Genomic DNA, 14,094 nt, shown 5'->3' with positions numbered 1-14,094 from the left:
CTATTCTTTATTTGCTTGTATTTGAGCTTTTACATCTTCATATCGCTCTTTTAACTCTTCTATACCAGCTTGGAAAAGTTCACTTCCTTTTCCAAATGCCTTAAATGCATTTTCTTGTGCAGTTTTATTTGTAAGTAAGTAGGTAACTGCTGCACCAATAAGTGCACCTTTTACAAAGTCACCCGTATTAAAACCACCTGCAGAGTTGTTTTGTTGTGAAGTATTTGCTGCGGGATTAAAGTTTTGATTTATATATGGGTTTTGATTAATATTTGCATTTACTTTTGCATTATTTGGTCGTGTATTTTCAATATTTATATCGTATTGATTATTCATTTGTTTCCTCTTCTAAAAGATAGTTTTCATTTGTTAGATATTTTTGATCAAGTTTTTCTTCAATCATTTCAACAGCATAAATCCCCATAGCTCCAATTGAAAGAGCAGTAACAGCTTTTAGTAAACCACCTTTTTCTCCTAAGTAATTAGCAGTTGCAATTGCTGCACCTGTTGCAATTGCACCTTGAGAAGTTTTTTTAATAGTATCTTTAATAGCTGCTTTTTTTTCTATTTCTTGGGTTTTTACTTTTTTATAGTTTATAGCTCCTGAAACTACAGCAGAGGCAATTGCTCCACTTATTACATGTCCTAATACATTTCTAGGAGTTCCTGTATCTATTGTAAGGTCATTTATTCCTCGCATTTTTCTTCCTTGCTTTTTGCTGTTTTTGTTTTAGTCTCTTTTTTTGAACATATATTTTCTTTTATTTCATCCATGTTCTTTTTTGTTTTTTCAAAAGTTTCATTTGCAAATTCTTTTGATTTATCAACAAATTTATCTGTGTTGCTTTTTATTTTTTCTGATTTATTATAAGCAATTACTGCACCAGCTCCAATTACTAATCCTGCTATAAATGGTAAAGGCATTTTCTACTCCTTGTTTTGTTTGTTTGAAATATAACTATTCATAAGTGCTATAATTGCACCACCAAAAACGGCTCCACTTGTCATTGATAAATTCAATTTAGAAAATATTTTTGTAATAGAGTCTTCATCTATATTTCCTGACATAATATCATCTAATATACCTTGGTATTCACCTAACTTTTCCATCATATCTTCTTGATTAAAAGTCTGGTTTTCACTGCTATTATAATGCATAAGTACACAGTTTCTAAATGCTGGAAGATGATTATTGTAAGATGCAGCTTGAAGTTGATAAAGCACATTTTTAATATCATCTTGTGTCACATGACTTAACAAATTATTATACATAGCGATATTATTAATTTCTGCGGCAACTCCCATTTCACAGCACTCTATTAAGGTATTTGGAATTTCAATTTTAGAATACCAATCATTTGTAGGTATTTCAACCCCATATTTTTCCATTAGTTTTATAAGTACTCCATAATGGATGGCTTCTGCCTCTTTAATATTTACAAAAGGTTGTACTAATCCAAAATACTCAATTATCTTAGTATATGTTTCATAAGCTTTAAACTCATCATAAACAGCAATTCTAAGAATTTGTGTAGTTATGGGAATTTCACTATTAATATCTACTCTTGCAGATGTTAATAGTTCTTGATCAAGGTTTGTTTCCAATTATATAACCTCCTTTGCTAATTTATTTATTAAAATAGATATTTCATCAATATTTCTATTATTAACTAAATCTTCCCAAATAGTTGGACTAAACACATTTGGATCATATGTAATTGTTACAGATGCAATTATTTTATTAATCTTGATATTTGTTATTCCATCTATTTTTTTTGGTAAATTTTCAATATCTTCTAAGGATAAGTTTCCTTCTATATTTTTAATTTCTGGATTTACTCTTACTCTAAGTCTTCCAGGAGTATGTGCAATTATTGTAAAAAAACTAGCTATATTAACAATATCTTGTGTAGTAATCAAATTATTTCCTTTGTTTATATTTTATAGATTTTGTCTTAATAATTACTTATTATAAATTTGTAATCATTATCAATAAATAATATTATGTTTGACATTTTTGACAGTATCCATATATTGTCATAACCTGATTAGTTAAAGTAAAAGCATGAGTATTTGCTATTTTTAATTGTATATTATCTATTGAGTTGTCTTTAAACTCAATTATTGAATGACAAACTGTACATATTAAATGTCCGTGGGGTAAGTTTGAGTTCAATTCATAACACTTTGCACTCTCTAAAACTTCAAGAGAAGAAATAATATTGAGTTTTTCTAAAAGTTTTAAAGCTTTGTAAACAGTTGTTGTTGATATGTTTATATTGTATTTTAGTAGTAGTTCAGCCTCAATTTCATCAGCTGTCAGATGTTTTTTTGAATAATATAGTACTTTTAAAATGTAATCTTTTTGAATAGTATTTTTTAAATTCAAATTTGTAATATGTTGTCTAAAATTTTTTAATGCAATATCAAAGCTAGTAACTTCTTTTTTATGCATTAATAAAATCTTTTATAAAGAGCATACAAACAGTAAGTAGAAGTGTAGACCAATAGACTATCCATAGATTGTTATGAATCTTTACACTTTTTTGATGAAGAGATTTCTTTTCATCATTTTGATTACAAGATATATTTTTCATATATTAACCTTAATTATGATTATCAAAATTATACATTTTAAAAACTTAAGTATATATTAATGATACTTATTATCATTATAATAAAGTATTAAGTTTTTAATTCATATAATCAAAAAAATGAAAGGATTTGCATGTTAAATTTGACATTATTTACTTCACTTGCAAAAAGTGCTCTTGTAGGAGCTGTGGCTTCTAAAGTAGTAGATACACTTATTTCTACAAAAATTAACAATAAAATGGAACAAAATAGGTGGATAAGAAATACAAAATTAGAACTGTTTTCAAAATTAACTGAAGATATATTATCGCTTGAATCATCAAATATAGATAAACAAATAAGAGAGATAAATAAAACATCAGCAAAAATTATTCTTTTAGTCAAGGATAAAAAGTTAACAGATAAGTTAGAACATTATATTAATTCAATAATCAAAATTAAAGCAAGTGAAAAGTCACTTCAAGGATTGGCATTTATAAATAAAGATATGATAATTTATTTACAAAGAAATATTAGATTATAAATTTGTAAAAGTAAGTAAGACTTTTGCTACTATATGAATCTCTTCTTTTTTATAAATAAGATGGGAAAAAGCGGGATTGATGGAAAAGAAGGTATCCTTTTCTATATTATATCTTTTAATCCACATTTTATTATTGTAATAAACTAAATATATCCCATCATTTTTTAAAGTTTTATTTGATAAGTCAGCAACTACAATTGCCCTATCATTTATAAGAGGTTCCATTGATTTGCCATCTACTAAAATGGCAAAAAGTGATTTCTCATTATATGGGTGTTTTATTAGATTCTTTGAAAATTGTAATTTTTCTATTGTTTTATTAAATACATCACTATATTCTAACTCTATCATTATGATTTCTTGTTTTTGTAATTATCTGCAATTTTTGAATCATATTTTACAATTGTATTTCTTCCATTCTCTTTTGCTTGATATAAAGCTAAATCAGATTTTTCTAGGAGTTCGTCTACTGTATTTTCACTTATTAGTTGAACAATACCCATACTTACAGTAAATTGTACAGTTTTATCTTCATATTTAAGGCTTGTACTTTCAACTTTTTTTCTTATTTTTTCAGATACTATCAAAGTATCTTCAATAGTGGTATTTTGAAGAAGTATTGAAAACTCTTCTCCTCCTATACGCCCAAAAAGATCACTTTTTCTCATAAATAAATCTACTATTTTAGTAAACTCTATTAAGACCATATCTCCCACTTTATGTCCATAGGTATCATTGATAGCTTTAAATTTATCTAAATCTAGTGAAATAATACACAACTTTGTATTATTACGTTTTGATATTTCAAAGTACTTTTTACTTATATCAAAAAAATGTCTTCTATTAAATATATTTGTCAAATAATCTATTCTTGCTAATTTTTTTAATTCTTCATTGGCTTCTTCTAATTTTGTAGTACGTATATCTAACTCTTGTTTTAGTCCTTTTTCGGTAATTAGCCATTTTTTTCTAATACCATAAAATATAATTAATGACATAATTCCCATTATAATAAGGGTTACAATAACTACCAAATAAAAAATTTGTTCATAAGAGAACTCAAAATTTTTCTCTTTTTCAAACCATTTTTTATATATTACGGCATATCTTCTATTCTCTTTTATCTTTGATATTGATTGATTAATTTTATCTACTAATTCAATATTATGAGATATAACCCCCATAGACCTTTTTATCTCAAAAAGATTTTCACTCAATGGTATAATTTTGTCATCTAAGTTTAGTTTTCTTAATGAATAATTAGTTAAAGGTCTTGGATAACAAATCCCATCAACTTCACCTGAAAGTAGTGCATAAAATGCATCAAATCTATTGTCAAATACTTTTGTTTTAATTTGAGGGTATCTTTTCATTACACTTACCCCAACATTTTTATTAACAACAGCTACAGTTTTATTATAAAAATCATTAATTTGTTTTAACTTTTTAGCAGTAGCTCTTTTGTATATAGTTATCTCAAAAGTATTTGTAGGATCAGAAAAGAGTAAAGATTTTTTTCTATTTTTTGTAGCACTTATATCCGGTATTATATCAACTTTACCACTATCAACTAAGGGCCAAAAATCATTCCAATTTTCAACAATTATATACGTATATTTTATACCTATATCTTTTGCTATTTCTTCAAAAATATCAACTGCAAATCCACTTGGTTTTTGTTTGTTATTAACAGAATAATATGGCATCCAGTTTTTAAATACAGCAACATTATAAATTTTGTCTTTTTGAATATTTGCAAATAATATAGTAGAAAAAGTTATTGTTATTAAAAATATTCTTAAAAAACAATTCAACATTTATCCTTAATATGAAATTTTTATGGAAATATAGCATAAATTAATTTATATTACTATTTATTTTTATTAAGTTAATTTTTATTATTAAGTTAAGTTCTATTTGTATATAGAAAATAGTGGCAGAGAGCAAGGGATTCGAACCCTCGGAGGCGTGAACCTCGCCGGTTTTCAAAACCGGTCCATTCGACCAACTCTGGCAACTCTCTATTTTTGTTATTAGGTGTGTAATTTGTATTAATGGAGCTGGTGAAGGGAGTTGAACCCCCGACCTGCTGATTACAAATCAGCTGCTCTAGCCAACTGAGCTACACCAGCGTGTGTTAGAAATGGTGTCAAGAGGGAGACTTGAACTCCCGACCTCCGGCTTATGAGACCAGCGCTCTAGCCAGCTGAGCTACCTTGACACTATGGCTAAATTTTGGTTGCGGAAGCAGGATTTGAACCTACGACCTTCGGGTTATGAGCCCGACGAGCTACCGGACTGCTCTATTCCGCGGTATAAAATAATTGTAATGGTGACCCGTAATGGATTCGAACCATTGGCCACCTCCTTAAAAGGGAGATGCTCTACCAGCTGAGCTAACGGGTCATTACATATAAAGTGGAGCGGGAGACGAGACTCGAACTCGCGACAATCTGCTTGGAAGGCAGAAGCTCTAGCCAACTGAGCTACTCCCGCTCTTTTATGGTGCGAATGGTGAGAATCGAACTCACACTCCGAAACCGGAATGGGATTTTAAGTCCCACGCGTCTACCTATTCCGCCACACTCGCACATAAAAAAAACATAATGGATGGGGTAGCAGGATTCGAACCTGCGAATATCGGCACCAAAAGCCGAGGCCTTACCGCTTGGCGATACCCCAATCAAAATGGACTGAAATAATATAAAAAAAACTCTATATTGTCAATAGTATTTTGCTTAAACTTATCTAAATTCTGAAATTTAAGTCTAAATCTATTAAATTTCCTCTTTTATCTCTTTCAAATCTTCTATTTTGCTTATATATTCACCTTTTTTTGACTCAACAAATTCGATTCTTTGTTTATTTATTTCCAAATATTGCTCTTTTGAGTATTTGATAATCTTAAATAAGTAGTTTCTTTTTGAGGTTAAAAAGTCTTCGATTTTTTCAAATCCAAAGTTTGCTTTTAATTTTGTAAGAATCTCATCTTCTCTTGGATGATACACTGAAAATTTTGTTGGTTCTTTTTCGTATAAAAGTACTGATTCTGCAATTTGTTGTTCAAAGTGAGCAATAGTTGCTTGTGTTGTTTGAATATAACTATATGAAAGCGCACCATTAAAGTAAGCAAACTTTTTTCGTAAGGCTGATATATTTTCTAAGATTGCTCTATGGTAAGATATTAATACATTTTCATAAACTTTTGCAGCAAAGTGTCTTGTTGTAGAAAACTCAGCATCAGATGCTACATCTCTATTTTTCTTGATTAGTTCATATGGTTCTTGCCATCTGTGAACATTGCTTTTTATGATTCTATAAACATCTCTAAAAGATTCATCTGCATTTAGTTCTATTTGTTTTAGGTTTTTAATAGACTTTTTAAACATCTTATCTATAGTTTGGTCATCATAGAATAGATTTTTGTAGACATTGTCACTATCTATCCAATAGGTGTTATATTCTATTTTTGCATAGTTTTCTTTATTTAAAAAGCCAGTTTTATTTTCATATCTATGGGTTTTTACTGTTTTTATATTTTTATATGTTTCATGTGCCATTTTTTCCATAATAGTTTCAAGTGAATTATAGATATTAAATAACTCTTTTGAGTATTTTTTGTGTATTGCATCTAAGGCATTTAAGATTTCATTCTCTGATGAGCTTAGTATCTCTATAAGGCTATCATATACACTAAGTATATTTTGATATTCACTTACTAAAATGTCACAAATACCCAAAAGGTCCCTTTTAATTGCGAACTCTTTTGATTCAAGGGCTTGTGGTCTAATGGTATTGTTTATAAAATCAATTACTAATTGAATATTTGATTCATCAAGAAGTTTTGCATTATCTTTTGAATCTTCCAAATTTATTTTTGATAATGTATTTTTGTACTCTTTAAATTTGTTTTCAAAGAATTCTAATGATTCAACATCATTATTTTTTAAATCACTTTTAAACTCAGATATAAATTTTTCATACTCATCTTGAATAAGAACATCTTTATGATGAGCTCTTGATTCAAGTGCCATTTTTGCAGAGATTGGAGTTACTTGAGAAAAATACTTTGAGAACTTTTTTCTTACATAATTAGTAGTTGTTTCAATTTGTTCTTGGGTAAATTTATCTTTTTGATTAAGTACACAAAGAGATTTATTTTTAAATTGCTCCATATACTCTTCAAGAACTTCTGCTTCTGATTGTTTACCAGCATTATCTATAAGTGTTAGCCAAATAATACCACCAACATCCCTTAGAACTTTTCTTGTAGTATCTGTATCACTTTGGCTTTGGGAATTAAGACCTGGAGTATCTACAAAAGAGATATCTTTTAGTATGTCCATTGGAGCATAGAGTGTAAGATATTTGATATCTTTCATATCATCTTTACGCTGATCTGTAAAATCAGAGATTGCATCAATAGGAGCAAACTCTTGAGCACCTGAATAATAAGTGATTTTAAGTTTATACTCTTCTCCATAATTTAAAAAGTTTACTTTTGAAGTTACGGGAGTGATTCCCGTTGGTAAAATATTTTTAGAGAGTAGGGCATTTAAAAATGTTGATTTTCCTGAAGAAAACTGCCCTGTAATTGCTACTTCCATAGGGTATCTTGCCCGTCTTAGTTGTTTATCTAATATTGACCTTAGTTGAAAAGATGGTAAAAACTTGTCATCTAAAAGTCTTGCTCTTACTTTCTTGATATCACCTACTAAACCAGTTTCAAAAACTTCCTCTTTTTCAAAGAATTTGTCAGCATACTCTTTTACAAAACTATTTAAGATACTCATGATTTAAGTTCCTTGTTTATAGATTCAAGTTTTTTAACTTTTTTGTGAATTTCAATTGTTAATTCATCTTTTTTTGAATCATTTTCTTCAAAAGAAGAGATTCTATCTTCTAAGGTTTTTTCATCTTTTATGAGTTTTTTCTCAAAAACTTTTAATGGTTCTGAAATTTGTTTAAAGAAGTTATCTATTAATATTTTAGAAACATTCTCTGCTTTTTGTTTTATGTTTTTTTCTATTGGATCAAACTCATCTTTTATATATGTTTGAATAGCTCTATCTAGTTCTGATAGTTTACTCTCTTTACTTTTTGCAACTTCATTTATTATTTTGTTTATTAAAACTTCATTTGAGGAGGTTAAAAACCCTTTTTTAAAGTCATTTTGAAAAAATCCTCTTGCATCAAAACTCTCATTTTTATGTCCTATAGAAAATCCCATTTCTTGGTACTTTTGTCCAAAAACTTCACCAATACTTTGAGACTTTTTGATAAATTTATATCTATAATCTCTAATTACATCAACGATTCCATCTTTTATTGCAGTTTCAACAATAGCTTTTATTCTTTTTGATTCTGGACGTTTTTTTGTCTTCTCAAAAGAGTATTTTACATCTGAAAAAACTCTTTGTCTGATTATTCCTTGTAGGTCTAATAGTTCATTTTCTAAAAATGTTTCTAGGGTAAGAATATAACTTTTTGCATCATTTTTATAAACAGCTATATCTTCTTCCATAGCTTCAAAGATAGATTCATTTGTGGATTTTTTCTTAGCAAACTCTTTTAAGTCAGCTTGTAGTTCCTCTTTTGATTTACTTAATAAAATCAAGTCATAGTTGAAAGATTTAATCTCTTTTTCTACTGTTTTTCTAAGTTGTGTTTTTACACCTTTTATTATTAAGTCAGTTTTTGAAGAGTTTTTTCCAAACAATGTCTCACTTAAATAGTCTTCAATCTCTAAAATACCAGTATCTTCTATTTTAAATCCTGCATCAAGGGCTTCTTTTTCTCTTCCTGTTCTATGTAACAGTGCCATTTTTCCAGAGATTGGTATAAACTTTATATTTCTAAGTATAAAATCAAGTTGACTATCTTTGTTTTGAGCTTTTAGTTGAGCTTCAATTGAAGATTTTGTGTAGTTAATTACCTCTTCTAACTGCTCTTTTGAAACCGTATCTGCTCTTGTAATTACTATTAGTAGTTTAGTTACATTTTGATAAAGCAGGGCATCTATGATGAACTCTACATCTTTTAAAGTAGCACTTTGAGATACATTCATTAAATGAATCATTAAATCACATTGACTTAAGTACTCTTTTGTTATCTCTTCCCTTTGAATAACGGGGTCATCTAGTCCTGGAGTATCAACTATCTCTATTCCATCTTCTAAAAACTTTAAATCAGATTTCAATTCTACATATTTAACTAAATTACACTTTTTACCACTAGCTTCTGCTGAAGTATAAGCTGCAAGATTTTTAATATCAACTTTCTCATTATATGATTCTTCTTGAATATACTTTTCTAAATCATCTCCAAAGATTTTTTTAGTCTCTTTTATAAACTCTTTTATTGAATCCAATTGATTAGAGGCTTGTTCTATTCTATCCCACTCTTGTTTGTTCCAGTAAAATACTTTTGCTTCTGGAATACCATGCTTTACTATTGTCAGATTTGCAGTCTCTGGAACAACTGCACTTCCAAGGATTTCTTCTCCCATAAGAGCATTTAACATTGTGGATTTACCAGCATTCATAACACCTGTAATTCCAATGGAGAATTTCTGGTTTTCTAGGTACTCTTTTGTACTAGTTAGCTCTTCTTTGTACTCTTGAGATTTAAAAATAGTTTGTAACTCTTGAAGTAACTCTTCAAAATCAACTTTTAACTCTTTAAATGATTTTGATTCATCTATTTGGATTATCTCTTCTTTTGACTCTTCATCACAAAGACCTAGTTCATTTGGGTCAAAAAGAGAAATCAATTTATTGAAATTTGATGTCTCTAAGATTTGTTCATTTTTAAGGTATTCTAGGCTTTCATGTAGTTTTTCAATTTGACAGTTTGTAGTATCTTTTTCTATGGAATCAATTAGACAAAATTGGAGTTGGTTTAGATCATCTAAACTTTTTACTTCTTTGTTTGTGATATTTGTAATTAACTTTTTAAAGCTATCTAAAGATATATATTTTTCATAGTTTTTTCTTGTTGGTGCAAGAACTAAAGCTGCTATTTCAAAGAATTCATCTCTATTTTTATAGTGTTCTGTTCCAAATGTGGTTTTTTGCTCACAATGTTTTCCATGATATAGTAAAAAGTAATCGTTGACTAGTGACATCTATTCTCCTACAAAGGTTTTTTTGTACACCTAAAAGTTAATTTAAAATATTAAACTAATTTAAAATATCCCTAAAATACAAAAAGTTAATTACCCATTGGGTAATTAACTTTTTATATCTTTTATTTATACAAGAGAAAAAATCTCTTGTATATTTATTTTAATGCTACTAGTCTTCTTCTTAAGTATGCAATTTTATTTTGTAGTGGTAAATGTTTTGGACAATGGTCTTCACATGCCAATAATGACATACAACCAAAGATACCGTTATCATCACCAACTAATTCATAAAAATCTTCAGCAGTTCTATTATCATGTGGATCTACTTCAAATCTTGCAATTCTGTTTAATCCAACAGGACCTACGAAGTCTGGTCTCATAAGCATTGTTCCACAAGAAGCAACACAAATTCCACACTCAATACATCTATCTAATTCAAATGTTTGATCTGCAATATCTGGATCAATTTTCTCTTCGATTTTTGTAATGTCTGGTTTATGATTAGTATGAATCCATGATTCAACTCTATTAGACATAGCATCCATCCACTTACCAGTATTTACTGATAAATCTTTGATTAGTTCAAATGCAGGCATTGGAAGTAAAGTTATAGTTCCTTCTGGATAGTTAGCAATTAATGTTCTACAAGCAAGTGCAGGTTTACCATTAACAACCATTCCACAACTTCCACAAATACCAGCTCTACATACGAAATCAAAAGATAAGTCTGGGTCATGCTCTTCTCTAATTTTCATAAGTGCAATAAAAAGAGTCATACCTGGTGTCTCTTCTAACTTGTACTCTACATAATGAGGCTTAGAAATTTTGCTTCTTGGATTAAATTTAAGTACTTTTATAGTAACTTCTCTACCTTTGTGGTCACTCATTATTTATCTCCTACTCTTTCATTTTTTTCTTTATAATTCATAGGTAAATCAAATGGCATAAGTGCATGCTGTAGCTCATGTCTATCTTTACCTTCTGCTTGCATTTTTTCAGTTATTTCATCAACTTCTGCTTGTCTTTTTGCAGATAATTCATGCTCAATAATCATACCCTTAGCACCATAACCTCTAAATGCTGGAGGCATTTCCATAGTCATAATATCTAATTCTTCGTATGTGATTTCAGGCTCTAAGGCATCTTTATCTGGCCATGAAGTTAATGTTCTATTTAACCAGTTTGCATCATCTCTTTTTAAGAAGTCTTCTCTATAGTGAGCACCTCTTGATTCAGTTCTGTCTCTTGCACCTTTTGCAACACATAATGCAACTTTTAACATTTTTGGAACTCTATAAGCTTCTTCAAGTTCAGGATTTCCAACTCTCTCTTTAGATTTAACATTGATTTGTTTTGTTTTAGCTAATAAATCTTTTAACTCTTCAACTGCTTCTTCTAAATGTGGACCATCTCTAAAGATACCTACTTTTTGATCCATTAGATTTTGCATTCTATTTTTGATTCTAAATATATCTTCTGTTCCATTATATGCTAAGATTTCATCTAAATATGCATCTTCTTCATCAAGGAATTTTTGAACTGTTTTTGTACCAATTGTTACGTCATTTTCTAAACAGAAATCTGCAAAATAGTTACCAATAATCATACCAGCAACAACTGTTTCAGAAACAGAGTTTCCTCCAAGTCTATTAAATCCATGCATATCCCAACATGAAGCTTCACCACACGCAAACAGACCTTTTAGGTTTTGAGATTCACCAGTTGGTTTTGTTCTAATTCCACCCATAGAGTAATGTTGCATTGGTAAAACTGGAGCCCAACCTTTTGGACCTTCATCAGCAGGGTCAATTCCATTAAAGATTTGACAGATTTCTTGTACATCTCTTAAGTTTTTCTCAATATGCTCACGACCAAGAATAGAGATATCTAACCAAATGTGATCACCATATGGAGAAGGAACACCTTTACCATTTCTAATGTGTTCTATCATTCTTCTTGAAACAACGTCTCTTGAAGCAAGTTCTTTTTTCTCAGGTTCATAATCTGGCATAAATCTATGTCCATCAACATCTCTTAAGATTCCACCATCACCTCTACAACCTTCAGTTAATAAAATACCTGATGGTACGATTGGAGTGGGGTGAAATTGTACAGCTTCCATATTTCCTAAAGTTGCAATACCTGTTTCTAAAGCAATAGCTGCTCCAATACCTTCACAAATAACTGCATTTGTTGTTTGTTTAAATACTCTACCATATCCACCTGTTGCGATACATGTACCTTTTGCAACATAAGCTTCTAATTCTCCAGAAATTAAATCTCTAACGATTGCTCCATAACATCTTCCATCTTCATGGATAATTGATACAGCTTCTTTTCTATCTCTAATATCAACTTCATGTTTTAATGCTTCATTTGCAACACCAAATAACATTGTATGTCCTGTTGCATCCGCTGTATAACAAGTTCTCCATTTTTTAGTTCCACCAAAATCTCTTGATGTAATTAAACCATGTCTATCTGCATCTTCTGTGATAGTTGTTTTTTTAGCATTAATAACTGCTTCTCTTGCACCTTCTCGAACTCTTGTCCAAGGCACACCCCAACCAGCTAATTCTCTAATAGCTTTTGGTGCAGTATTTACGAACATTCTTGCAACTTCTTGGTCACATCCCCAATCCGAACCTTTTACAGTATCTGCAAAGTGTAAATCTTCGTTATCTCCATCACTCATTTTAGAGTTACCTAAACTTGCTTGCATACCACCTTGTGCAGCAGCACTATGAGATCTTTTAACTGGAACAAGTGATAAAACTACTGTACTTAAGCCTTTTTTCTGTGCAGCAACTGCAGCTCTTAGACCTGCTAATCCTCCACCAATAACTAATGCATCACAATAATTAATTTTCATTATGCCACTCTCCCATTATTTATTTTATATTCCATTACTTTTGCACTTGGTACATATCTTTCACCTGCTTTATCAGCATGTTCCATACCAATTTTCATATAAGCAGCTAAAGTTGCAAAACCTAAAATTAAAAAGAAATAAGTTAAAGCTTTTTTATAAGTTTTTAATCTTTTTCTTGAAGCTTTAGGGTCTTTACCGTCAAACCAACCCCATTTTACAGCTAGTCTGTATAATCCAATTGTTCCATGGAATTCAACAGCTAATAACAAAAGAATATATAGTGGCCACATCCATTCAGACCAAACTCTATCTGAACTTGCATATGGACCAATTGCATCTGAATGTGTCATAATAATATAGATATGTACTGAACCTAAGAAGAACATTGCAAAACCAGTAAATGCTTGTATAAACCATAACTTAGTATCTTCATGCCCCATATTGTCAGCATGTGCTTTCATTACTTGATATTGTTTAAAGTTACCAGGTAATTTTCTCATACCCATAGCAGCATGTACAATAAAAATTATAAAAATTACTAATGCTAAAATAGAAACTAATAATGGATTTCCTCCATCAAAAATAAAACTAGCTTCAAAGAATTTTGTAACTGAATACATAAAATCTTTACTAACTAAAATTGAAGAGACCATAAACATATGCCCCCACATAAAAAGTGCTAGAAATAATCCAGTTGCACTTTGAATATAATCAAGCTTTGCTGGAACTCTACTTTTTTTCCCCTCTACAGTCTTTCCTAAATAACCTTCTATTAGGTCACTCATTTGACATCCTTTCTGTTTGATTTAATTGGTTAATATTTAGAACTAAATATTCTCTTGAAAACATCGTAATATTATATCTAAGATAATCTTGAATTGTATATAAAATTGATGTATAAATAATGTCTTTACATTGTACAAAAAATGTACATGTCAATAAAAAAAGCCCACCATGTGGGCTTTTAAAAAAATAGTA

At 29.6% G+C, this 14,094-nt stretch carries 15 protein-coding genes and 8 tRNA genes; 1 reads left to right on the top strand and 22 read right to left on the bottom strand.

Annotation, left to right across the window (positions count from 1 at the left end; translation table 11 throughout):
* The 7 genes from Q0617_RS05305 to Q0617_RS05275 all read right to left on the bottom strand — a co-directional run bounded on the left by Q0617_RS05305 (window position 1) and on the right by Q0617_RS05275 (window position 2,597).
* Window positions 1–336 carry a YtxH domain-containing protein gene (locus tag Q0617_RS05305; protein WP_298751270.1) on the bottom strand — a complete coding sequence of 112 codons (336 nt, stop codon included), beginning with the start codon at window positions 334–336 and terminating at the stop codon, window positions 1–3.
* On the bottom strand, window positions 329–700 hold the full coding sequence (locus Q0617_RS05300; RefSeq protein ID WP_298751268.1) for a hypothetical protein: 372 nt from the start codon (window positions 698–700) through the stop codon (window positions 329–331). Before Q0617_RS05300 ends, Q0617_RS05305 begins: the two co-directional genes overlap by 8 nt.
* Window positions 688–924: a hypothetical protein gene (locus Q0617_RS05295; protein ID WP_298751266.1), complete on the bottom strand. Its 237-nt coding sequence runs from the start codon at window positions 922–924 to the stop codon at window positions 688–690. The genes Q0617_RS05300 and Q0617_RS05295 overlap by 13 nt, the downstream gene beginning before the upstream one ends.
* A gap of 3 nt (window positions 925–927) precedes the next feature.
* Window positions 928–1,605 carry a DUF2202 domain-containing protein gene (locus Q0617_RS05290; protein ID WP_298751264.1) on the bottom strand — a complete coding sequence of 226 codons (678 nt, stop codon included), beginning with the start codon at window positions 1,603–1,605 and terminating at the stop codon, window positions 928–930.
* Window positions 1,606–1,920: an HMA2 domain-containing protein gene (locus tag Q0617_RS05285; protein WP_298751262.1), complete on the bottom strand. Its 315-nt coding sequence runs from the start codon at window positions 1,918–1,920 to the stop codon at window positions 1,606–1,608.
* An 82-nt stretch (window positions 1,921–2,002) separates the two neighbouring features.
* Window positions 2,003–2,455, bottom strand: coding sequence for a transcriptional repressor (locus Q0617_RS05280; protein ID WP_298751258.1), 453 nt, complete (start codon window positions 2,453–2,455; stop codon window positions 2,003–2,005).
* Window positions 2,448–2,597: a hypothetical protein gene (locus Q0617_RS05275; protein WP_298751256.1), complete on the bottom strand. Its 150-nt coding sequence runs from the start codon at window positions 2,595–2,597 to the stop codon at window positions 2,448–2,450. The genes Q0617_RS05280 and Q0617_RS05275 overlap by 8 nt, the downstream gene beginning before the upstream one ends.
* Before the next feature lie 131 nt (window positions 2,598–2,728).
* Here Q0617_RS05275 and Q0617_RS05270 point away from each other — a divergent pair, with 131 nt between their 5' ends.
* Window positions 2,729–3,118: a hypothetical protein gene (locus Q0617_RS05270; RefSeq protein WP_298751255.1), complete on the top strand. Its 390-nt coding sequence runs from the start codon at window positions 2,729–2,731 to the stop codon at window positions 3,116–3,118.
* On the opposite strand, the gene Q0617_RS05265 is transcribed toward Q0617_RS05270, so the two are convergent.
* The 15 genes from Q0617_RS05265 to Q0617_RS05195 form a co-directional block, all read right to left on the bottom strand.
* A complete protein-coding gene (locus Q0617_RS05265) occupies window positions 3,113–3,469 on the bottom strand; it encodes a S24 family peptidase (protein WP_298751253.1) in 357 nt (118 codons plus the stop codon). The genes Q0617_RS05270 and Q0617_RS05265 overlap by 6 nt on opposite strands.
* Window positions 3,469–4,932 carry a GGDEF domain-containing protein gene (locus tag Q0617_RS05260; RefSeq protein ID WP_298751251.1) on the bottom strand — a complete coding sequence of 488 codons (1,464 nt, stop codon included), beginning with the start codon at window positions 4,930–4,932 and terminating at the stop codon, window positions 3,469–3,471. The genes Q0617_RS05265 and Q0617_RS05260 overlap by 1 nt, the downstream gene beginning before the upstream one ends.
* Before the next feature lie 120 nt (window positions 4,933–5,052).
* A tRNA-Ser gene (locus tag Q0617_RS05255) sits at window positions 5,053–5,141 on the bottom strand.
* Window positions 5,142–5,173: 32 nt separating this feature from the next.
* Window positions 5,174–5,250: transfer RNA gene (locus Q0617_RS05250), tRNA-Thr, on the bottom strand.
* Window positions 5,251–5,262: 12 nt separating this feature from the next.
* Window positions 5,263–5,339 (bottom strand) — tRNA-Met (locus Q0617_RS05245).
* A 15-nt stretch (window positions 5,340–5,354) separates the two neighbouring features.
* Window positions 5,355–5,431 (bottom strand) — tRNA-Met (locus Q0617_RS05240).
* A gap of 17 nt (window positions 5,432–5,448) precedes the next feature.
* Window positions 5,449–5,524: transfer RNA gene (locus Q0617_RS05235), tRNA-Lys, on the bottom strand.
* A 13-nt stretch (window positions 5,525–5,537) separates the two neighbouring features.
* Window positions 5,538–5,614: transfer RNA gene (locus Q0617_RS05230), tRNA-Gly, on the bottom strand.
* 7 nt (window positions 5,615–5,621) lie between these two features.
* A tRNA-Leu gene (locus tag Q0617_RS05225) sits at window positions 5,622–5,708 on the bottom strand.
* 17 nt (window positions 5,709–5,725) lie between these two features.
* Window positions 5,726–5,800 (bottom strand) — tRNA-Gln (locus tag Q0617_RS05220).
* Between the two features lie 95 nt (window positions 5,801–5,895).
* On the bottom strand, window positions 5,896–7,911 hold the full coding sequence (locus Q0617_RS05215; RefSeq protein WP_298751249.1) for a dynamin family protein: 2,016 nt from the start codon (window positions 7,909–7,911) through the stop codon (window positions 5,896–5,898).
* Window positions 7,908–10,244, bottom strand: coding sequence for a dynamin family protein (locus tag Q0617_RS05210; protein WP_298751247.1), 2,337 nt, complete (start codon window positions 10,242–10,244; stop codon window positions 7,908–7,910). Before Q0617_RS05210 ends, Q0617_RS05215 begins: the two co-directional genes overlap by 4 nt.
* Before the next feature lie 155 nt (window positions 10,245–10,399).
* A complete protein-coding gene (locus Q0617_RS05205) occupies window positions 10,400–11,131 on the bottom strand; it encodes a fumarate reductase iron-sulfur subunit (protein WP_298751244.1) in 732 nt (243 codons plus the stop codon).
* Window positions 11,131–13,116, bottom strand: a complete 1,986-nt coding sequence (locus tag Q0617_RS05200; protein ID WP_298751242.1) for a fumarate reductase flavoprotein subunit — start codon at window positions 13,114–13,116, stop codon at window positions 11,131–11,133. The genes Q0617_RS05205 and Q0617_RS05200 overlap by 1 nt, the downstream gene beginning before the upstream one ends.
* Window positions 13,116–13,901: a fumarate reductase cytochrome b subunit gene (locus Q0617_RS05195; protein WP_298751240.1), complete on the bottom strand. Its 786-nt coding sequence runs from the start codon at window positions 13,899–13,901 to the stop codon at window positions 13,116–13,118. Before Q0617_RS05195 ends, Q0617_RS05200 begins: the two co-directional genes overlap by 1 nt.
* Window positions 13,902–14,094: the final 193 nt, after the last annotated feature.

The organism is uncultured Arcobacter sp. (assembly GCF_937982575.1).
Classification (GTDB): Bacteria; Campylobacterota; Campylobacteria; order Campylobacterales; family Arcobacteraceae; genus Arcobacter.
This window is presented reverse-complemented; position numbering and strand designations above follow the sequence as displayed.

Excerpts from the sequence above, each read along its gene's own strand:
- Q0617_RS05305 (WP_298751270.1), bottom strand. The coding sequence starts at position 336 with ATGAATAATCAATACGATATAAATATTGAAAATACACGACCAAATAAT.
- Q0617_RS05300 (WP_298751268.1), bottom strand. The coding sequence starts at position 700 with ATGCGAGGAATAAATGACCTTACAATAGATACAGGAACTCCTAGAAAT.
- Q0617_RS05295 (WP_298751266.1), bottom strand. The coding sequence starts at position 924 with ATGCCTTTACCATTTATAGCAGGATTAGTAATTGGAGCTGGTGCAGTA.
- Q0617_RS05280 (WP_298751258.1), bottom strand. The coding sequence starts at position 2,455 with ATGCATAAAAAAGAAGTTACTAGCTTTGATATTGCATTAAAAAATTTT.
- Q0617_RS05275 (WP_298751256.1), bottom strand. The coding sequence starts at position 2,597 with ATGAAAAATATATCTTGTAATCAAAATGATGAAAAGAAATCTCTTCAT.
- Q0617_RS05270 (WP_298751255.1), top strand. The coding sequence starts at position 2,729 with ATGTTAAATTTGACATTATTTACTTCACTTGCAAAAAGTGCTCTTGTA.
- Q0617_RS05265 (WP_298751253.1), bottom strand. The coding sequence starts at position 3,469 with ATGATAGAGTTAGAATATAGTGATGTATTTAATAAAACAATAGAAAAA.
- Q0617_RS05215 (WP_298751249.1), bottom strand. The coding sequence starts at position 7,911 with ATGAGTATCTTAAATAGTTTTGTAAAAGAGTATGCTGACAAATTCTTT.
- Q0617_RS05210 (WP_298751247.1), bottom strand. The coding sequence starts at position 10,244 with ATGTCACTAGTCAACGATTACTTTTTACTATATCATGGAAAACATTGT.
- Q0617_RS05205 (WP_298751244.1), bottom strand. The coding sequence starts at position 11,131 with ATGAGTGACCACAAAGGTAGAGAAGTTACTATAAAAGTACTTAAATTT.
- Q0617_RS05200 (WP_298751242.1), bottom strand. The coding sequence starts at position 13,116 with ATGAAAATTAATTATTGTGATGCATTAGTTATTGGTGGAGGATTAGCA.
- Q0617_RS05195 (WP_298751240.1), bottom strand. The coding sequence starts at position 13,901 with ATGAGTGACCTAATAGAAGGTTATTTAGGAAAGACTGTAGAGGGGAAA.